Source organism: Caulobacter sp. DWR1-3-2b1 (genome assembly GCF_049895765.1).
In the GTDB taxonomy this organism is placed as follows: Bacteria; Pseudomonadota; Alphaproteobacteria; order Caulobacterales; family Caulobacteraceae; genus Caulobacter.
This window is the reverse complement of record NZ_JAFCSZ010000004.1, coordinates 1-17,638: the sequence shown is the minus strand read 5'-3', so window position 1 is coordinate 17,638 and position 17,638 is coordinate 1. Positions and strand designations below refer to the sequence as shown.

17 protein-coding genes and 2 pseudogenes are annotated in these 17,638 nt (G+C 67.2%); 14 read left to right on the top strand and 5 right to left on the bottom strand.

Annotated elements, in window-relative coordinates; all coding sequences use genetic code 11:
- Positions 1-154 precede the first annotated feature (154 nt).
- The 3 genes from ACP69S_RS05240 to ACP69S_RS05230 all read left to right on the top strand — a co-directional run bounded on the left by ACP69S_RS05240 (position 155) and on the right by ACP69S_RS05230 (position 3,604).
- A complete protein-coding gene (locus tag ACP69S_RS05240) occupies positions 155-826 on the top strand; it encodes a response regulator transcription factor (RefSeq protein WP_425995515.1) in 672 nt (223 codons plus the stop codon).
- Positions 827-857: 31 nt separating this feature from the next.
- Positions 858-2,264 (top strand): sensor histidine kinase, encoded by a 1,407-nt coding sequence (locus tag ACP69S_RS05235; protein WP_425995514.1) that lies wholly within the window; start codon positions 858-860, stop codon positions 2,262-2,264.
- A gap of 104 nt (positions 2,265-2,368) precedes the next feature.
- Positions 2,369-3,604 carry an FAD-dependent oxidoreductase gene (locus ACP69S_RS05230; RefSeq protein WP_425995513.1) on the top strand — a complete coding sequence of 412 codons (1,236 nt, stop codon included), beginning with the start codon at positions 2,369-2,371 and terminating at the stop codon, positions 3,602-3,604.
- On the opposite strand, the gene ACP69S_RS05225 is transcribed toward ACP69S_RS05230, so the two are convergent.
- Complete coding sequence (locus ACP69S_RS05225) at positions 3,505-4,464, bottom strand: M56 family metallopeptidase (protein WP_425995512.1); 960 nt, start codon at positions 4,462-4,464, stop codon at positions 3,505-3,507. The two genes, ACP69S_RS05230 and ACP69S_RS05225, sit on opposite strands and share 100 nt — an antisense overlap.
- A 129-nt stretch (positions 4,465-4,593) precedes the next feature.
- Here ACP69S_RS05225 and ACP69S_RS05220 point away from each other — a divergent pair, with 129 nt between their 5' ends.
- From ACP69S_RS05220 to ACP69S_RS05190, 7 genes are all read left to right on the top strand, one after another.
- A complete protein-coding gene (locus ACP69S_RS05220; protein WP_425995511.1) occupies positions 4,594-7,500 on the top strand; it encodes a bifunctional [glutamine synthetase] adenylyltransferase/[glutamine synthetase]-adenylyl-L-tyrosine phosphorylase in 2,907 nt (968 codons plus the stop codon).
- Between the two features lie 59 nt (positions 7,501-7,559).
- The gene (locus ACP69S_RS05215) at positions 7,560-7,985 is read left to right on the top strand and encodes an EF-hand domain-containing protein (RefSeq protein ID WP_425995739.1); all 426 of its coding nucleotides are present in this window, start codon (positions 7,560-7,562) and stop codon (positions 7,983-7,985) included.
- Positions 7,986-8,011: 26 nt separating this feature from the next.
- Positions 8,012-8,572: an RNA polymerase sigma factor gene (locus tag ACP69S_RS05210; protein ID WP_425995510.1), complete on the top strand. Its 561-nt coding sequence runs from the start codon at positions 8,012-8,014 to the stop codon at positions 8,570-8,572.
- A 13-nt stretch (positions 8,573-8,585) separates the two neighbouring features.
- Positions 8,586-9,014, top strand: coding sequence for a hypothetical protein (locus ACP69S_RS05205; protein WP_425995509.1), 429 nt, complete (start codon positions 8,586-8,588; stop codon positions 9,012-9,014).
- Complete coding sequence (locus ACP69S_RS05200) at positions 9,011-9,598, top strand: periplasmic heavy metal sensor (protein WP_425995508.1); 588 nt, start codon at positions 9,011-9,013, stop codon at positions 9,596-9,598. The genes ACP69S_RS05205 and ACP69S_RS05200 overlap by 4 nt, the downstream gene beginning before the upstream one ends.
- Positions 9,599-9,727: 129 nt before the next feature.
- Positions 9,728-10,513: a helix-turn-helix domain-containing protein gene (locus ACP69S_RS05195; protein ID WP_425995507.1), complete on the top strand. Its 786-nt coding sequence runs from the start codon at positions 9,728-9,730 to the stop codon at positions 10,511-10,513.
- 237 nt (positions 10,514-10,750) lie between these two features.
- Positions 10,751-10,927, top strand: a complete 177-nt coding sequence (locus tag ACP69S_RS05190) for a hypothetical protein (RefSeq protein WP_425995506.1) — start codon at positions 10,751-10,753, stop codon at positions 10,925-10,927.
- Here the strand turns inward: ACP69S_RS05190 and ACP69S_RS05185 are convergent.
- Positions 10,915-11,364: a MaoC family dehydratase gene (locus ACP69S_RS05185; RefSeq protein ID WP_425995505.1), complete on the bottom strand. Its 450-nt coding sequence runs from the start codon at positions 11,362-11,364 to the stop codon at positions 10,915-10,917. The genes ACP69S_RS05190 and ACP69S_RS05185 overlap by 13 nt on opposite strands.
- Positions 11,365-11,441: 77 nt before the next feature.
- Positions 11,442-12,980, bottom strand: a complete 1,539-nt coding sequence (locus ACP69S_RS05180) for an acyl-CoA synthetase (RefSeq protein ID WP_425995504.1) — start codon at positions 12,978-12,980, stop codon at positions 11,442-11,444.
- Between the two features lie 68 nt (positions 12,981-13,048).
- On the opposite strand from ACP69S_RS05180, the gene ACP69S_RS05175 reads away from it, so the two are divergent.
- Positions 13,049-13,330 (top strand): type II toxin-antitoxin system VapB family antitoxin, encoded by a 282-nt coding sequence (locus ACP69S_RS05175; protein WP_425995503.1) that lies wholly within the window; start codon positions 13,049-13,051, stop codon positions 13,328-13,330.
- The gene (locus tag ACP69S_RS05170; protein ID WP_425995502.1) at positions 13,330-13,719 is read left to right on the top strand and encodes a type II toxin-antitoxin system VapC family toxin; all 390 of its coding nucleotides are present in this window, start codon (positions 13,330-13,332) and stop codon (positions 13,717-13,719) included. The genes ACP69S_RS05175 and ACP69S_RS05170 overlap by 1 nt, the downstream gene beginning before the upstream one ends.
- Positions 13,720-13,722: 3 nt before the next feature.
- Here ACP69S_RS05170 and ACP69S_RS05165 read toward each other — a convergent pair whose 3' ends face one another.
- Positions 13,723-15,390, bottom strand: a complete 1,668-nt coding sequence (locus ACP69S_RS05165) for a GMC family oxidoreductase (protein ID WP_425995501.1) — start codon at positions 15,388-15,390, stop codon at positions 13,723-13,725.
- Between the two features lie 176 nt (positions 15,391-15,566).
- Here ACP69S_RS05165 and ACP69S_RS05160 point away from each other — a divergent pair, with 176 nt between their 5' ends.
- Positions 15,567-16,901, top strand: a complete 1,335-nt coding sequence (locus ACP69S_RS05160; protein WP_425995500.1) for a cytochrome P450 — start codon at positions 15,567-15,569, stop codon at positions 16,899-16,901.
- A 117-nt stretch (positions 16,902-17,018) separates the two neighbouring features.
- Positions 17,019-17,096, top strand: a pseudogene (locus ACP69S_RS05155) (hypothetical protein); the annotation flags it as partial.
- Here ACP69S_RS05155 and ACP69S_RS05150 read toward each other — a convergent pair.
- Positions 17,093-17,638, bottom strand: a pseudogene (locus ACP69S_RS05150) (IS3-like element ISCc3 family transposase); the annotation flags it as partial. The pseudogenes ACP69S_RS05155 and ACP69S_RS05150 sit on opposite strands and share 4 nt — an antisense overlap.

The window sequence follows — 17,638 nt, the reverse complement described above, 5'->3', positions numbered from 1 at the left end:
CGCTCCGGAGCTTCCGGGGCGGGACTTCTTGTATCTGTCCAAGGTTTAAGGGACGGACGGACCCAAAACCGGTATCCATCGCCAACGGTCGCGCCCCAGGGTCGAATCGGGAGAACGTCAGTCTTCCGCTTCTGGGCGCATGAGGGATTGGCTGATGCGTATTCTGATCATCGAAGACGATATCGAGGCTGCCGCCGCCATGGCGCACGGCCTCACCGAGGCCGGTTATGAGTGCGTTCACGCCGCCGATGGCGAGCTGGGCCTCAAGGAGGCAGGCAAGGGCGGCTTCGACGTGCTGATCGTCGATCGCATGATGCCCAAGAAGGATGGCGTCGAGGTCGTCGAGACCCTGCGCCGCGAAGGCGACAACACCCCGGTGCTATTCCTGTCGGCCCTGGGCGAGGTCAGCGATCGCGTGGTCGGCCTGAAGGCCGGCGCTGACGACTATCTGGTCAAGCCCTACGCCTTCCAGGAACTGACGGCCCGCGTCGAGGCCCTGTCCCGCCGTCGCGAAACCGGCGCTGTCGCCACCACCCTGAAGGTGGGCGAGCTCGAGATGAACCTCATCAACCGCACGGTCCATCGCGCCGGCAAGGAGATCGATCTCCAGCCCCGCGAGTTCCAGCTGCTGGAATTCATGATGCGCCACGCCGGCCAGTCGGTGACCCGCACCATGCTGCTGGAGAAGGTGTGGGAATACCACTTCGACCCGCAGACGAATGTCATCGATGTGCACATCTCGCGCCTGCGCAGCAAGATCGACAAGGGCTTCGACCGCGCCATGCTGCAGACCGTGCGCGGCGCGGGCTACCGGCTCGATCCCTAAGAGATAGGGCGGTCCGCCGCCGAGACCCGACATGCGTCTGCCGCGCCTCCTCCGCACCACGCCGTTTCGGCTGACCCTGCTGTTCCTGGCCCTGTTCGCAGCGGCGGCCAGCGCCTTCCTGGGCTATATCTACGTGGCCACGGCCGGTGAGGTGAACCGCCGCGCCGACGCCGAGATCAGCCGCGAGATGGAGAGCCTCGAGGCCGCCTACCGTCAGGGAGGCGTCAATGCGCTGAACCAGACCATCGTCGAGCGCGCCACCGGCGAGCGGCCGTTCCTCTATTTCCTGGCCGACAAGACCGGCAAGCGGATCTCGGGCTCGATCGAAGCCTCGCCCCTGGAAGACTTCGAGGGGGATGGCCCCAGCTGGTCCAGCTTCAAGGTCACCGAGGTTGATCTCGACGGCGCCGAGATGCGCAACGCCGCGCGCGGCGTGCAGGAGCGTCTGGCGGGCGGTGAAGTGCTGTTCGTGGGCGCCGATGTGGCCGCGTCCGAGGGCTATGTCCGCAAGATCGTCCGGGCGCTCTGGGGCGCGGGCGCCCTGGTCATTATCCTGGGACTGGCTGGCGGTGTTCTGATCAGCCGCAACGTCTCGCGAAGCATGCAGGGTTTGGTCGACCTCGTCGCCGCCGTGCAGGCGGGCGACCTGCACGCCCGGGCCAAGGTGCGCGGCGCCAGGGACGAGTATGACGAGCTGGCCGAGGGCCTCAACGATATGCTCGACCGCATCGAGCGACTTATGGGCGGGCTGCGCCACGCCGGCGATGCCATCGCCCACGACCTGCGCTCCCCCCTGACACGCCTGCGCGCTCGCATGGAAGTGGCCCTGATCGACGCCGAGAACGGCAAGGGCGATCCTGTCGCGGCGCTGGAAACGGCCCTTCAGGACGCCGACGGCGTGCTCAAGACCTTCAACGCCGTCCTGGCCATCGCCCGCCTGCAGGCCGCCGGCCAGGCGCCCGACCAGACATCCTTCGACTCCTCGGAACTGGCCCGCGACATGGCCGAGCTCTACGAGTTCTCGTGCGAGGACAAGGGGCTGGACTTCAAGGCCGAGATCACCCCGGCCCTGAACATCCGCGGCAATCGCGAGTTCATCGCCCAGGCTCTGGCCAACCTGCTCGACAACGCCATCAAATATACCCCCTCGGGCGGGGCGATCATGCTGCGGGCTCGCCGCCGTTCGTCCGGCGAGCTGGAGTTCTCGATCACCGACACCGGCCCGGGCGTCCCTGACGAGGACCGCGCCCGCGTCGTCCAGCGCTTCGTGCGCCTGGAAAACAGCCGTAGCGAACCGGGCGCGGGCCTGGGCCTGTCGCTGGTCCAGGCCGTCGCCGCCTCGCACGGCGGTCGGCTGGAACTGGCCGAAGGACCGGGCGAGTACAACGGCATGGGGCCGGGCCTGCGGGTCGCCCTGGTGCTGCCACGGATCGAATAGCGGGCAGGGCGCCGGTTTCGGTGGCGAGACTCTCGCAACTGTGGATGGCCGTCGGTTCAGGGTCGAAGCTCGCGCGAGGCTGGTCCAAGGTGGCGCTCTAATCCATGAACGCGAGTATCAGCGTGACTTTCGAAATCGACGCGATCCGCAATCGTCGCGGCTTTCTGGCCGGGCTTGGCGGGCTGGGCCTGGTGGGCGTGGCCGGCTGCGCGCCGGGCCAGATCGTGCGACCCGGGTTGGTCGCGGGTCTCGGCGACTTCAACGCCCTGCCGACCCTGGCGCCGATCCGCATGAGGCCCGACCGGATCTCGAAGATTACCGCCTGCCTGCGCCCGTTCCGCAAGGCAGGGCCGCGTCTCGATGTGGAGACCGTGGGCGACAAGACCGTGGTCCACAATTACGGCCATGGCGGCAGCGGCTGGTCGCTGTCCTGGGGTTCGGGGACCATCGCGGCGAAGAACGCCATGTCGACCGGTGAGCGCGACATCGCGGTGATCGGCTGCGGCGCCCTGGGCCTGACCACGGCGACGCTGCTGCGCCGGGCCGGGGCCAATGTCACCATCTATGCCAGCGAGCGCACGCCCGACACGCGCTCGGCCCGCGCCACCGGTACATGGTCGCCCGACTCCCGCATCGCCGCCGTTGGCGCGACCGCGCCGGGCTTCGAGGCGCAATGGGAGGAGATGTGCCGGACCTCCTACAAGGCCTATCAGACCTATCTGGGCATGGCCGGCGATCCTGTGGAATGGACCGATCGCTACACCCTGTTCGATAATCCGCCGGGCCAGAGGGGAGGGTCGCACCACCCGGACGACGTGCGTTTCGTCGAATATGTCGAGCGGGTGCGCGACATCACGCCTCGAGGCCTGGACCTGCCGGCGGGCAGCCACCCGTTCCCGACGCCCTATGCGCGGCGCGGCACGTCGATGCAGTTCAACATCGCCGAATATGCTCACCTACTGATGACCGACTATCTGCTGGCCGGCGGCAAGATCGAGACCATGACCTTCCACACGCCTGCCGATCTGGCGGTGTTGAAGCAGAAGGTGGTGGTCAACTGCACCGGCTATGGCGCGCGGGCGCTGTGGAAGGACGAGAGCATCATCCCGGTGCGCGGCCAGATCGCCTGGCTGATCCCACAACACGAGGTCCATTACGGCCTCTACTACAAGGGCGTGTCGATCCTGGCGCGACGCGATGGCATCGTGGTGCAACAGGTCGGGCAGACCGAGGCCTGGGGCTATAACGACGACAACGAGACGGCCAGCCGAAGCGAGGCCGAGGACGCCATCGCGACCATCGCCGCGCTGTACGGCAGGGCGAAGCCCCTGGCGGCCTGAGCGGCGTGCACGGCCTCCATGTCGATGGTTGGCGCCAGGGCTCTCGGCTCCAGACCACGCGGCGCAACGCTCCACACCGCCAGAAAGGTCGCCATGCTCAGGACGATCAGGCCGATGAAGCCGGCGACCTCGCGCCGTTGGCTGGGCTCGTGACGCTTGAGGGAACTCACCCGCAGGATCAGCGGGTGGGTTCCCCAACCGCAGGCGAGGGGCGAGGACGTGCGAAACATCGACACCTTCAGAAGCGCCTTGGCGTAGTCGGCTCGGATGTCGTTCCGCAGGGCCAGGACCGTGGCGTCGCAGGCCAGTTCCTGATCGATACGGGTGAAGGCCGCGCCCAGATGGATCAGCGGATTGCACCAGCCCAGGGCCCGGCAGGCGGCCAGGACCAGATTGGCGATGGGATCGCCGCGATGGATGTGAGTGCGCTCGTGCAGCAGGATCAGGCCACGCTCTCGGGTGTCGAAGCGCACTTCGAAATCGGCGGGCAGAACGATCCGGGGCCACAAGGCGCCCATCACTGCCGGCCCGGCCTTGCCCTGGGCGGCCATGCGTCGGAAGGCATATTCCTGCCACAGCATGAAGCCGGCGAAGAGCGCCACGCCAACCAACCACAGGACCAGAACCTTGAGCGCCAGACCCGGAGCCAGCGGGGCGGTGGGCGCGCCGACTTCCAGAGTTTCGGCCAGGCTGGGAAAGATGCTGGCCGCGGCGGCGGCGGGCACCAGCGCCCAAAGCCCGTAAGCCAGGCGCGGGCCGAGCAGATTACGGACCGGAACCCGCAGCAACAGAACCAGCACGATCGCGGCTGCAGCCGCGAGCTGCACCCGTGTCAGAGCCAAGGCGAGCAGTTCGATCATCTTCGCTTTCCCCTCCAAGGCCAGTCCCGATGTCTGTTTTCGGGTTTGGATGCCCAATGGTTACAACTGTAATATCACCCGTCAAGCGTGTGTCTTGCCCAAGCCGACCGGGCGGGCCACGGTGGCGCCATGACTCGCCTGCTTGAACGCCTCGCCCCGTGCGGCCCCATCGTCGATCCCAAGGCGGCCGAACGCGCCCACGAGGCGGTGCTCAAGCGCGTCGGCGAGCGCTCGGCCATCGTCGAAGCCGCCTGGCCCGCCCTGGCCCCGGTGTTTGCCGCGTCGCCCTATCTGGCCGGCCTGGCGCGGCGAGACGCACGCCGCCTGCCGTCGATCCTCGAGACCGATCCGGATGCGCGCCTGGCGCTGATCCTGACCGCCGCCGATGCCGTCGCCGCCGAGCCGGACTTCGAGACCGCCCGCCGCGTGCTGCGCGAACTGAAGGCCGACCTGCACCTGCTGACCGCTCTGTGCGACCTTGGCGGCGTCTGGGATCTGGACGCGGTGACCGGCGCCCTGACCCGCTTTGCCGACGCCGCCCTGAACGCCGCCCTGGCCCAGGCGGTCCGGCTGGAGGTCGATCGCGGCGCCTTGACCCAGGTTGGCGACACCGATGCCGGACCCGCGCCGGGCCTGTTCTGCATCGCCATGGGCAAGCACGGCGCCTTCGAGCTCAACTATTCCAGCGACATCGATTTCTCGATCTTCTACGCGCCCGAAAAGCTGCCGGTCGCGGAGGGAATCGAACCCCAGGGCGTCGCCGTGCGGATCGCCAACCATCTGGGGCGCATCCTCCAAGAGCGCACCGCCGACGGATACGTCTTCCGCATCGACCTGCGCCTGCGCCCCGATCCGTCCTCGACCCCGCCCGCCATGCCGGTCGATGCGGCCATGGATTACTACGAGAGCGTCGGCCAGAACTGGGAGCGCGCCGCCCACATCAAGGCCCGCATCGCGGCCGGCGACATCAAGGAGGGCGAGGCGTTCCTGGCGGAACTGCAGCCTTTCATCTGGCGGCGGAACCTTGATTTCGCCGCCATCGCCGACATCCATTCGATCAAGCGCCAGATCCACACCTATAAGGTCGACGACCGCCTGACCGCCAAGGGCGCGGACCTGAAGCTGGGTCGGGGCGGCATCCGCGAGATCGAGTTCTTCGTCCAGACCCAGCAGCTGATCCTGGGTGGCCGCCAACCCGACCTGCGCGGACCGCGTACGCTGGACGCGCTCGCCGCCCTGTCGCAGGCTGGCCACGTCACACCCGAAGACGCGGCCTGGCTGACGGAGGCCTATACGGACCTGCGGGCGCTGGAACACCGCGCCCAGATGATCGCCGACGACCAGACCCACAAGCTGCCGGAGTCCGATACCGACCGGAAGAGAGTCGGGGCGTTGTGGAACCACGACAATCTGCGCAGCTTCGACGCCGCCGTCGGCAAGATCCTGAAAGGCGTGAACCTGCGCTATGGCCGCCTGTTCGCGGGCGAGGAGGAACTGTCCTCGCGCTTTGGCAGCCTGGTCTTCACCGGCGTCGAGGACGATCCAGAAACCCTGGCCACGCTGAAGCGCATGGGCTTTTCCAGCCCCGAGCGCGTGGCCGCCACCATCCGCAGCTGGCACCACGGCCGTATCGCCGCCACCCGCACCGAACGGAGCCGCGAGCTCTTTACCCGCTTGGCCCCGCGCCTGCTGGACGCCGCCAACGCCACGGGCGCGCCAGACAGCGCCTTCAACCGCTTCGCCGACTTCTTCGCGTCCTTGAGTTCCGGCGTGCAGATCCAGTCGCTGTTCCTGGCCCAGCCGCGCCTGTTCGAGTTGATCGTCGAGGTCATGGCCTTTGCGCCCCGTCTGGCCGCCACTCTGGCGCGAAGACCGACGGCTTTGGACGCCCTGCTGGACCCCGCCTTCTTCGGACCCATGGAGACGCCGGAGATCGCGCCCCGGATCGCCTTGGGGGATCCCGAGGATTTCGAGGGCGCGATGAACGCCGCCCGCCGTCTGTTCCGCGACCAGAGCTTCCGCATCGGCGTGCGGGTGATGAGCGGTACGGCCGGAGCCCGTGACGTCGGCGCCGCCTTCGCAGGGCTGGGCGACCTGATCGTTGGCGGTCTGGCGCCGGCGGCGCTCGCCGAGACCGTCCGCCTCGGCGGTGACTTCCCTGGCGAGGTTGCGGTCGTGGCCCTGGGCAAGGCAGGTTCCCGCGAGATGACCGCCAAGTCGGATCTCGATCTGATGACGCTCTATGCGGCGGACGATCCGGCAGCCATGTCGTCGATCAAGGCCTGGGGCGCCGAAAGCTTCTATGCCCGCTTCACCCAGCGCCTGACTTCGGCCCTGTCGGCGCCGACAGGGGAGGGCACGCTCTACGAGGTGGATCTGAAGCTTCGGCCGTCGGGCACCAAGGGACCTGTCGCGGTCAGCTTTGCGGCCTTCGAGGACTATTACGCCCGCGAGGCCGAGACCTGGGAGTTGCTGGCCCTGACCCGCGCCCGGGTAATGTGGGCCAGTTCGCCGGCCTTCAAAGCCCGGGCCGAGGCGGCCATCGAAGCGGCCCTGCGCTGCCCGCGCGATCCGGCGAAGACCGTCGTCGACGTACTGGAAATGCGCGAGTTGATGGAACAGGAGCGTCCCGGCAAAGGTGTCTGGGATCTGAAGCTGACGCCGGGCGGGCTGGTCGATATCGAGTTCGTGGCTCAGTTCCTGCAGCTCAAACACGCGGCCGATGGCGGGCCTCTCGCGCAGAATACCGGCGAGGCGTTGGCGGCTCTGAGGGCGGCGGGCCTGGCTAACGACGCGGCCCTGGCGTCACTGGAAACTGCGTGGCGGCTGGAGCAGGACCTGTCGCAACTGATCAAGGTGGCGCTGGAGGACGGCGGCGATCCAGAGACCGAGCCCAAGGCCTTCCGCGCCCTGCTGGCTCGCGCCGGCCATGTACGCGAATTCCGCTCGCTAAAAACCAAGCTGACCAAGGCCAAGGCCGAGGCGCGGGCGGCGTTCGAGACGATCGTGCGGCGCGACGGAAAGTCCAGGGCTTGACGTTGAAAGGGGCAATGGGACGGCTTCAACCCATCGGAGACGCAAGTCACGTGCCTAGAATGAAACTGATCGCCGCCGGCGCGATCCTGATGCTCGCCGCCCCCGCCTTGGCGGCGCCGAAGGGCGCGGCCGCGCAGGACGCCAATGCCGACGGCAAGGTCACCTTGGTTGAATTCCAAGCCGGACGCGGCGGCCAGATGATGACCAAACTCGACGCCGACAAGGACGGCAAGCTGTCGCGCGCGGAGTTCTCCGCGATGCGAAAGCCCAAGGCCGATGCACCCGCCCCGGCCGCTGCGAAGACCGGAAAGGGCGCCGACCGCATGTGGTCGCGCGTCGACGCCGACAATGACGGCTTGCTGTCGCGCGGCGAGATGGATGGCTTTCTGGCCAACCGCTTCAAGCGCATGGACGCCGACAATGACGGCGCCCTGACGATGGCGGAGTTGAAGACCGGCGCCGGCAAGGCGAAGGTCGGGATCTGATGTGTCTGCGCGCGGCGAGGTGAGGTTTGGCGGCCGAGGGGAGCGATCCCGACGAGGCGCTGCTAACGGGGGTAGGCCGGGGCGACCCGGCCGCCGTTCGTCAGCTGCTGGGCCGACGCTTGCCGCGCGTTCTCGCCCTGGCCCGCCGGATTCTGAACGACGCCGGCGAGGCCGAGGACGTGGCGCAGGAGACCTTCCTGCGGGCCTGGAAACAGGCGCGTTCCTGGCGGCCGGGCGCCGCAAAGTTCGACACCTGGCTGCACCGCGTGGCGCTGAACCTCTGCTACGACCGCCTGCGCAAGCGGCGCGAGACGATCACGGCCGAGCCGCCGGAACAGGTCGACACTGGCCCGGCTCCGGACGCGGGCCTGCTGGGCGGAGACCTGTCGCGACGGGTCGAGGCGGCGCTGGCGGCCCTGCCCGAACGCCAGCGCGAAGCCATAGTGCTGTGCCACCACCAGGGGCTGGGCAATATCGAGGCCGCCGCCCTGATGACCATCAGCGTCGAGGCGTTGGAAAGCCTTCTGGGACGCGGCCGGCGGGCGCTGAAAGCGTCACTGGCCGATCTGGCCGGGCAGGGACGATGAAGGAGGTCCGGGCATGACCATGACCCTCGAACGGTTCGCCGACCTGGCTGAAATCTATGGCGGCGACGTCGCTCGCTGGCCCGAGGCCGAGCGCGAGACGGCGCGCGCCTTGCTCGCTGTCGCACCCCTGCGCCTGGAAGCGGTGCTGGCCGACGCCGCGCGATTGGACCGCCTGCTCGACCTCGCCCCCGCCCAGTCCGCAGACGCGGCCCTGCTGGGCCGGCTGATCGCCGCGGCGCCGCAACCCGCAAGCGCCGCGCGCCGCTGGCTGGCGGGCGCGGGCGCGGCTCTTGGCCTGGGTGTCGCGGCACTTGCGGGGGTCGCTGTCGGCGTGATGATCGCACAGGCAGGTCATGCCGACCCGCATCCAGCTCAGAGCGTGATCGCCACCGACTTCACCGCCGACCTGTCCGAGGCCCTCGAGGAGCCCGCCGCCCTATGACCGTTTCCCGCTCGCTGCTGATCGGCCTGATCGTCTCGGCGGCGCTCAACGTGTTTCTCGTCGGCGGGGTGGTCGGCGTGCTGTGGGTGCGCCAGACGCCTCCGACGCCTATCGAGGTCCCGCCCGTGCTCCCGCCCGCCGCGCCGGTCGCGGGGGTGATCGCGCCGCCCGTCCAGTCGCCGCCACAGCGGCCGCCGCAGCGACCGTCACTTCCCGCCGAGGTCGCGCCATCGGGCGAGAAGCGCCCGCCGCTTTGGACGGCCGGCCGGGGCCTGTCCCAGGAGAGCCGGCAGGCGATGCGGCGAACTTTGCGAGAGGCCAATCAGCGCAATCAGCCGATCGTCCGCCAGGCGCGGGCCGAGCGGCAGGCGGGGCTGCAGGCCTTCAGGGCCAAGCCCTACGATCCTGCAGTGGCCAGCCAGCATCTGGCGGCGGCGAGAGCGCTCGATGGTCAGGCGCGCACGAATGTGGAAGCCTCCCTCGCGGCGTTCGCGACGAAGCTCTCGGCCGAAGAGCGAGCCGCCTTGGCCCAGGGGCTGGAGCAGTTCTATGCGCCACGCACCCGGCCGGAGCAGCAGCGCTAGAGCCCTTTCCGACCTGATGGCTTCATCAGATTTGGGCGAAAAGGGCTCTAAATCGGAAGTTTAGAGCATTTTTCGATCCTATAACCGTTCCACACTTATCGGAAAATGCTCTAGGGACCGTTCGCGGCCATGACCATCGCCGTCCCCACCATCGGCGAGCGACTGTGTTTCCGGCGCCAGAAGCGCCGGCTCAGTCAGCTGGATCTGGCCTGCGAGGCCGAGATCTCGACCCGCCACCTGTCGTTCCTGGAGACCGGTCGCGCCGCGCCCAGTCGCGACATGGTGCTGCGATTGGCCGAAGGATTGGGCGTGCCGCTGCGTGAGCGCAACGCTCTGCTGCTCGCCGCGGGCTTCGCGCCCGTGTTCCCCGAGCGGCCGCTGGACGACCCGGGGCTGGAGGCAGAGAAGATAGCCGTCGAAGCGCTGCTGGAAGCCCACATGCCGTTCCCCGCCCTCGCCATCGACCGGCGCTGGACCATGCTGACCCACAACGCCTCGGCTGGGCTGCTGATGGACGGTGTCGACCCCAAGCTGCTGGAGGGGCCGGTCAATGTGCTGCGGCTGAGCCTGCACCCCGACGGCGTCGCGCGCCGGATCGCCAATCTCGCCGAGCTGCGCGGCCACATCCTGTCGCGTTTGCGCCGGGAGCTGGCCGACAACGGCGACGCCGGGCTGGCCGACCTGATCAGGGAGCTATCGGCCTATCCCGGCGGCGAGGCCCACCCGCGCGGCGGCGAAGGCATGATCGCCGTGCCGCTGAGGCTGAATACGCCCGCCGGCGAGCTGTCGTTCCTGACCACCACCATGACCTTCGGCGGGGCGCTGGACGTCACCGTGCCGGAGCTGACCATCGAGACCTTCCTGCCGGCCAACCCGCAAACCGCCGCCGCCTTGCGGGCGGCGACCGGACGCTAGGCCGAGAGGATCAGCCGGATCGTGTCGCGATAAAGCAGGATCTGGCGACCGCCCTGGATGGGGTCCCTCAGCGCCTTGGACAGCAGGATCGCGCCCTCGGCGATAACCACGATCCGGTAACCGTTTCACACTTATCGGAAAACGCTCTAGCCGCTGATCGGCCTGGCGGCTGACGCGCTCTACCTGACAATCGGCACTCCGACGCCGTTTCTGCGGGCGCAATGGCTGGGCTGGTTCGTGGGCCGACCCGAGATGCACGCCGTGCACCACGAGCGCGACGTCGATGCTTTCAACTATTGCGACCTGCCGGTGATCGACGCGATCTTCGGCGCCTATCGCAATCCCAGGACCGTTGGTCTGAGGACTGGAACCCCTCCCTTCACGGGGAGGGGCTTAGCCGTTTACGCGCCGTAGATGATCGAGATGGTCTCGGCGACGCAGGCGGGGCGTTCCTCGCCTTCGATCTCGATAGTGCATTCGTTCTTCATCTGCAGGCCGCCGGCCTTCGGCTCGACGCTCAGCAGCTTCTGGCGCATGCGCACCTTCTTGCCGACCCGGACCATGCCGGTGAAGCGGACCTTGTCGCAGCCATAGTTGATGCCGCGCGTCACGCCGTTGACGTGCAGGATGCCGGCCCCCAGCATCGGGATCAGAGACAGGGTGAGGTAGCCGTGAGCGATCGGGCCGCCGATCTCGCGGGTGGCGCGCTCGACATCGATATGGATCCACTGGTGGTCGCCGGTGGCTTCGGCGAACAGGTTGACCCGCTCCTGGCTGACCTCGACCCAGTCCGAAACGCCGACTTCCTGACCGACCAGGCTGGCGATATCCGCATAGGCGACTTGTCTCATGGCGCTCTCCCAAACACGTCTTTTGTAAACAGTTGTTTGATTGATCCCATGACCCGCCGTCTTCGGCAAGGTCGCCTTCAGGCGATCCGCTTACCACCTTCCGCCCAGTAAGCATCCCGGATCAGCCGCTTGTAGAGCTTGCCCGTCGCGTGGCGGGGCAGTTCCTGCATGAAGTCGATCCGGCGCGGTGACTTCACATGGCTGAGATTGGCGCGGGCGAAGGTCATCAGTTCCTCGGCCAGGGCGGTCTGGTCACCGGTCCAGTCCATCGGCTGGATCACCGCCACGACCTTCTCGCCCATCTCCTCGCACGGCGCGCCGACCACGGCGGCGTCGGCCACCTTGGGGTGGGTGATCAGCAGGTTCTCGATCTCCTGCGGATAGATGTTCACCCCGCCGCTGATGATCATGAAGCTCTTGCGGTCGGTCAGATAGAGGTAGCCCTCTTCGTCGACCCAGCCCACGTCGCCCAGGGTGGTCCAGCCGTGCTGATTGTAGCTCTCGGCGGTCTTGTCGGGGGCGTTGTGGTAGTTCACCGCCGGGCCGTCGGCGAAATAGACACCGCCCTCGGTGCGGACTGGAAGCGGGTCACCGTTCTCGTCGCAGATACGCAAGGTCCCCAACACCGCCTGGCCGACGCTGCCCTTGTGGGTCAGCCAGTTCTGCGAATTGATCCAGCAGAAGCCGTTGCCTTCCGTGCCGGCGTAATATTCGAAGATCACCGGACCCCACCAGGCGATCATCTGTTCCTTGACCGGGACAGGGCAGGGGGCGGCGGCGTGGATCGCCGATTTCATTGACGAGACGTCGTACCGCGCTCGCACCTCTGGCGGCAGTTTCAGCATCCGCACGAAGTGGGTCGGCACGAACTGGCCGCAGGTGATCCTATGCTTCTCGATCAGGTCCAAGGCCGCCTCGGGATCGAACTTTTCCATGACGATGACCGTGCCGCCCAGCTTGTGGACGCTCATGCACCAGCGCAGCGGGGCGGCGTGATAAAGCGGCGCGGGCGACAGATAGAGGCTGTCGCCGCTGAAGCCGAACAGGCCCTGGGCCATCATGAACAGGGCGTTGGGCGCGTCGATCGGCCCCCCGCTCAGGGCCGGCTTCACCCCCTTGGGCCGGCCGGTGGTGCCGGACGAATAGAGCATGTCCGAACCCGCGCTCTCATCGCTGATCGGCGTTTCAGGCATGGCCGCGCGGGCGGTTTCGAGGTCTGCATAGAGACCGTGAGCGCCGCCGACGGCGTAGAGCGTCAGGCCTGGAACCAGCGCCGGAATCTCGTCAATCAGCGGCCCCATGGCGGTCGAGGTGATGAACACCTTAGCCCCGCAGTCCTGCAGAATGTACTGCGTCTCGGCCGCCGTCAGCTTGGTCGAGACGCACACATAGTAGAGTCCGGCCCGTTGAGCCGCCCAGGCGATCTCGAAGAACCGGGCGTTGTTCTCCATCAGGATGGCCATGACGTCGCCCGTCTCCAGGCCCAGGAACCGAAACAGCTGTGCCCCCTGGTTCGACCGCGCATCAAGTTGGGCGTAGGTCACGACCTCGCCCGAGCCGGCCATGATGTAGGCGGGCTTTTGCGGTTGGGTCTGAGCGTGGAGGTAGGGGTGCATGCCAGCGAACCTTGGATGACTTCTGGAGCGGATTGATCTAGATTGGTTGTCTAGAAGCGGAGGCGGTGATGGCGCTTAGCATCAAGACCGAAGAGGCCGACCGCCTGGCGCGCGACCTCTCCCGACTGACTGGCGAGACGATGACGGAAGCCGTGACCGTAGCCCTGCGCGAGCGGCTGGCGCGGACGCGGGCGAAAAATGTCGAAGATCCGCACGCCCTCATCGAGAGCGTCCATCGCTTGATCGACAGCTGGGGAGAGATCGACCGCCGACCTGTCACTCGCCAAGAATGGATTGAGGCGGGAGGCGATGACGTGGATCTGGCGCTGTTGGCCGCGGAACGCAGCTGATGGTCGTCGACACCTCCGCGGTCGTCGCGATCATCCTGCGCGAGCCGGCCGGGGATAGGTTGCTGGACCGCATCGTGGCGGCCCCGTCGCGAGAGATCTCGATGGCCAGCTATGTCGAAGCCGCTTCGGTGCTGGGGCCCCGCGGTGTGACGCACGAGCGGCTTGACGCCTTTCTGCAATCCCTGAGCATCACCCTGGTCCCGGTCGATGAAGCCCAGGGCCGCGCAGCCATCCAGGCCAGGGTCGCCTATGGCAAGGGCACAGGGCATCCGGCTCAGCTGAACTTCGGCGACACCTTCACCTACGCCCTGGCCAAGGTGCGCGGGGCACCCCTGCTGTTTGTCGGCGATGACTTTGCCCATACCGATCTGGTCTCCGCCTTGACCTGAGCCTTAAGCCGCCGCCATCGCCTTGGCGTCCTGCAGGATCATCGCCGCGCCCTTCTCGCCGATCATGATGGTCGGGGCGTTGGTGTTGCCCGAGACCAGGCGCGGCATGATCGAGGCGTCGACCACCCGCAGGCCGTCCACGCCGCGCACCTTCAACTGGGCGTCGACCACGGCCATTGGCCCGGCACCCATCGCGCAGGTGCCGACCGGATGATAGAGGGTTGACCCCGAGGCGCGGGCGTATTCGAGCAACATCTCGTCGGTCTCGAAGCCGGGACCGGGGTTCATCTCGTGGTCCACATACTTGGCGATGGCCGGCTGCTCGGCGATCTTGCGGGCCCATTTCAAACCGGCGATGGCGACTTCCTGGTCCAGCGGATCGGACAGGTAGTTGGCGAAGATGGCCGGATAGTCCGACGGATCGGCCGACTTGATGCGGATATGGCCCCGGCTTTCCGGGCGCAGCTGGCAGGGGGCGATGGTCATGCCCGGAGAGCCTTCCAGCTCCATCTTCTGTTCGTTGAACAGCTTGTCCAGATCCATGGTGGCCGGCAGGATATGGAACTGGATGTCAGGTCCCGAAAGATCCGGCCGTGACTTGCAGAAAGCGGCGACGTGCGCGGCCGACAGGGTCAGCAGGCCCTTGCGGAACAGCACATATTTCAGCGCCTCGGCCGCCAGGCGACCGCCCTTGCTCATCTCGTTGACCGTCAGGGTGCCGGCCGTCAGGCGATAGCGGACGCCGGTCAGATAGTGATCCTGCAGGTTTTCGCCGACGCCGGGAATGTCGGAGACCACGGCGATCCCGTGCTGGCGCAGAAGCTCGCCATTGCCGATACCCGACAGCTGCAGCAGCTGCGGCGAGTTTACCGCCCCGCCCGCCAGGATCACTTCGGCTCGCGCCTTGGCGGTGCGCTTGACGCCGTTCTGGACGAACTCGACCCCGGCGGCGCGCTTGCCTTCGAAGATCACGCGGCTGGCCAGGGCGCCCGTCTCGACCCGCAGGTTCGCGCGCTTCATGGCCGGGTGCAGATAGGCGACGGCGGCCGAGCAGCGCGCGCCGTTCTTCTGGGTCACCTGATACCAGGTGGCGCCTTCCTGCTCCTTGCCGTTCAGGTCGTCGTAGCGCGGGATGCCGGCCTGGTCGCAGGCCTCGATCAGGGCCTCGGAAATGGGATTGCCGTCGCGCATGTCGGCGACGTTCAGCGGGCCGCCGGTGGCGTGCAGATCGCAGCCGCCGCGCTCCTGGTGCTGAGCCTTGCGGAACCAGGGCAGGACGTCGTCCCAGGCCCAGCCCTCGCAGCCCAGTTGCCGCCAGCCGTCATAGTCGGCCTGCTGGCCGCGCACATAGAGCATGGCGTTGATCGAGGACGAGCCGCCCAGCACCTTGCCGCGCGGCCAGACATGCTGGCGCCCGCCCGTGCCGGGGTCGGGCTCGGTGGTGTAGAGCCAGTTGACCTTGGGGTCCTTCAGGGTCGAGGCGTAGCCGACCGGGATGTGGATCATCAGGTTGGAGGCGAACTGGGAAAGGTTCTTGGTCGGCCGATCGTCGCCGCCGGCTTCCAGCAGCAGCACCTTGAAGCGCCCGTTCTCCGACAGCCGCGCGGCCAGCACGCAGCCGGCCGAACCGGCGCCCACCACGATGTAGTCTGCCTCGACGATCCCGGTCATCTCTTCCTCCCAAGAGCCGTCCGCGTGTGTCCGCGTGATCGGCGTTCAGTCACAATGCGCGGGACTTGCGGGAACGCAAAGGCTCACCTTGCGTCAGTTGCCGTCGCGGCGCCGTTGGCGCCCCGTTTTTACCGGTTATCGTCGTCTCAAAGAACGATGTTCCCGGGAGAAGACGCGTGGATCTGATCAGCCAGACAGTGGTGGACGGCAAGGCCGGACCGGGCGCCGGGACCACCTATCCAACCCTGCCCGATGTCGATCTCGCCGACATCTTCCGCTTCGCCAAGGGCCAGCCCTTCGCCGACTATGCCCGCATGCGGGCGGAGGCGCCGGTGATGTGGCACGCCGAACCCTATGGCGGCCCCGGCTTCTGGGCGGTGACCCGCCACGACGACGTCATGACGGTGAACGGCGACCCAACCACCTATTCCTCGCAGCGCGGCGGCATATTGATGGCCATGGGCCCGCCCGACCGCCGCCACGCCCTGCTGTTTAGGGCGTCGATGGACACCATGATCAATCTCGACGCGCCGCATCACCTGCAGCTGCGTCGCGAGCACATGCCCTATTTCACCCCGTCCTATCTGCGCGGGATCACCGAGGCGGTGCGGGGCGAGGTCACCCGGTTGCTGGACGCCATGGAGCCGCTGCTGGAGGGGGGGGCGACCATCGACATGGTCGAGCACTTCTCCAGCGTGCTGCCGCTCTTTACCCTGTGCGAAATCCTCGGCGTGCCGCCCGAGGATCGCAGCAAATTCCTGAAATGGATGCACTATCTGGAGCGGGCCCAGGACCTGGCCGTGCAGCAGGCCGCCGCCCCGATCACCCCGACCCTGGAGCTGATGCAGTTCGTCCAGGACTTCAACACCAATGTCGAGGAGATGTTCGACTACGGCCGGACCATGCTGCTCAAGCGGCGCGAGGACCCCAGGCAGGACCTTATGACCGCCATCGCCCGCGCTCAGGTCGATGGCGCCCTGCTGGCCGATGAGTACCTGGACGGTTCATGGCTGCTGATCGTCTTCGCGGGCAACGACACCACCCGCAACACCCTGTCGGGCGCGATGAAGCTGCTGACCGAGTTTCCCGACCAGAAGCAGGCCCTGATCGATGATCCCGGCCTGCTCGGCGGCGCGGTCGATGAGTTCATCCGCATGGTCAGCCCGGTGATCTACATGCGCCGCACGGCCACGACCGATGTCGAGCTCAATGGACAGCAGATCCGCGAGGGCGAGAAGGTGATCATGTACTACGGCGCGGCCAACCGCGATCCGGAGGTATTTCCCGATCCCGACCGCCTGGATGTACGCCGTTCCAACGCCGGCAAGCACATCGCCTTCGGCTACGGCCCCCACACCTGCATCGGCAAGCGCGTGGCCCAGATCCAGCTGGAGGAGGCCTATCGCCAGATCCTGGCGCGCTTCCCCGATCTGAAGGCGACCGGCGAGATGGAGATCGCGCCCAACAACTTCGTCCATGCGATCAGCAAGCTGATGGTCAGGCGGGGCTAGGCTCGTTCAAGTCTCGCGGAAGCCGAACCGGCGTTCGGGGGCCGCCGCTTCGGCCGCCGAAAGCTGGGTTGGCGTGGTCAGGGCGAAGGCGCGGAAGTCCCGGCGGATGTGGTGATCTGTACGTCGTCAGAAGTTTTGAGACAGCCGGGTCGCGGATTTAGCGGAGGGTTGGCCTCATCTGGGGTTGATATCTAGGCGGCGATTTTGCGGTGCTGCAAGCGCCGATGTTCGAGGGTCTGTCGCTTGACGCTGGCGCGGCGGCGCAGGATGTCGGCGGCCCGGCCGAAGTAGGCGTCGGCCGGCGTCACATTCTCCAGGCTCTCGTGATAGCGGGCGTGGTTGTAGTGCTCGATGAAGGCGCCGATCTGGGCCTCCAGGTCGCCGGGCAGATAGTAGTTCTCCAGCAGGATGCGGTTCTTCAGGGTCTGGTGCCAGCGCTCGATCTTGCCCTGGGTCTGGGGATGGTATGGCGCGCCCCGGACGTGTTTCATCTCCTGCTTGCCCAGCCAGTTGGCAAGTTCGCCCGAGATGTAACTTGAGCCGTTATCCGACAGCAGACGCGGCTTGTGCCTGACGCTGACCTGGTCGCAGCCCGACGCGCTGAGTGCCAGCTCCAGGGTGTCGGTGACGTCCCCCGCCTTCATGGTCGTGCACAGCTTCCAGGCGATGACGTAGCGCGAGAAGTCGTCCAGGATCGTCGACAGATACACCCAGCCCCAGCCGATGATCTTGAAGTA

What these genes read in the sequence shown, in the direction of transcription:
- ACP69S_RS05175 (WP_425995503.1), top strand. Translation starts at nt 13,049, where the DNA reads ATGGCGCTTAGCATCAAGACCGAAGAGGCCGACCGCCTGGCGCGCGAC.
- ACP69S_RS05225 (WP_425995512.1), bottom strand. Translation starts at nt 4,464, where the DNA reads ATGATCGAACTGCTCGCCTTGGCTCTGACACGGGTGCAGCTCGCGGCT.
- ACP69S_RS05235 (WP_425995514.1), top strand. Translation starts at nt 858, where the DNA reads ATGCGTCTGCCGCGCCTCCTCCGCACCACGCCGTTTCGGCTGACCCTG.
- ACP69S_RS05205 (WP_425995509.1), top strand. Translation starts at nt 8,586, where the DNA reads ATGACCATGACCCTCGAACGGTTCGCCGACCTGGCTGAAATCTATGGC.
- ACP69S_RS05170 (WP_425995502.1), top strand. Translation starts at nt 13,330, where the DNA reads ATGGTCGTCGACACCTCCGCGGTCGTCGCGATCATCCTGCGCGAGCCG.
- ACP69S_RS05220 (WP_425995511.1), top strand. Translation starts at nt 4,594, where the DNA reads ATGACTCGCCTGCTTGAACGCCTCGCCCCGTGCGGCCCCATCGTCGAT.
- ACP69S_RS05180 (WP_425995504.1), bottom strand. Translation starts at nt 12,980, where the DNA reads ATGCACCCCTACCTCCACGCTCAGACCCAACCGCAAAAGCCCGCCTAC.
- ACP69S_RS05165 (WP_425995501.1), bottom strand. Translation starts at nt 15,390, where the DNA reads ATGACCGGGATCGTCGAGGCAGACTACATCGTGGTGGGCGCCGGTTCG.
- ACP69S_RS05185 (WP_425995505.1), bottom strand. Translation starts at nt 11,364, where the DNA reads ATGAGACAAGTCGCCTATGCGGATATCGCCAGCCTGGTCGGTCAGGAA.
- ACP69S_RS05200 (WP_425995508.1), top strand. Translation starts at nt 9,011, where the DNA reads ATGACCGTTTCCCGCTCGCTGCTGATCGGCCTGATCGTCTCGGCGGCG.
- ACP69S_RS05195 (WP_425995507.1), top strand. Translation starts at nt 9,728, where the DNA reads ATGACCATCGCCGTCCCCACCATCGGCGAGCGACTGTGTTTCCGGCGC.
- ACP69S_RS05240 (WP_425995515.1), top strand. Translation starts at nt 155, where the DNA reads ATGCGTATTCTGATCATCGAAGACGATATCGAGGCTGCCGCCGCCATG.
- ACP69S_RS05215 (WP_425995739.1), top strand. Translation starts at nt 7,560, where the DNA reads ATGAAACTGATCGCCGCCGGCGCGATCCTGATGCTCGCCGCCCCCGCC.
- ACP69S_RS05230 (WP_425995513.1), top strand. Translation starts at nt 2,369, where the DNA reads ATGAACGCGAGTATCAGCGTGACTTTCGAAATCGACGCGATCCGCAAT.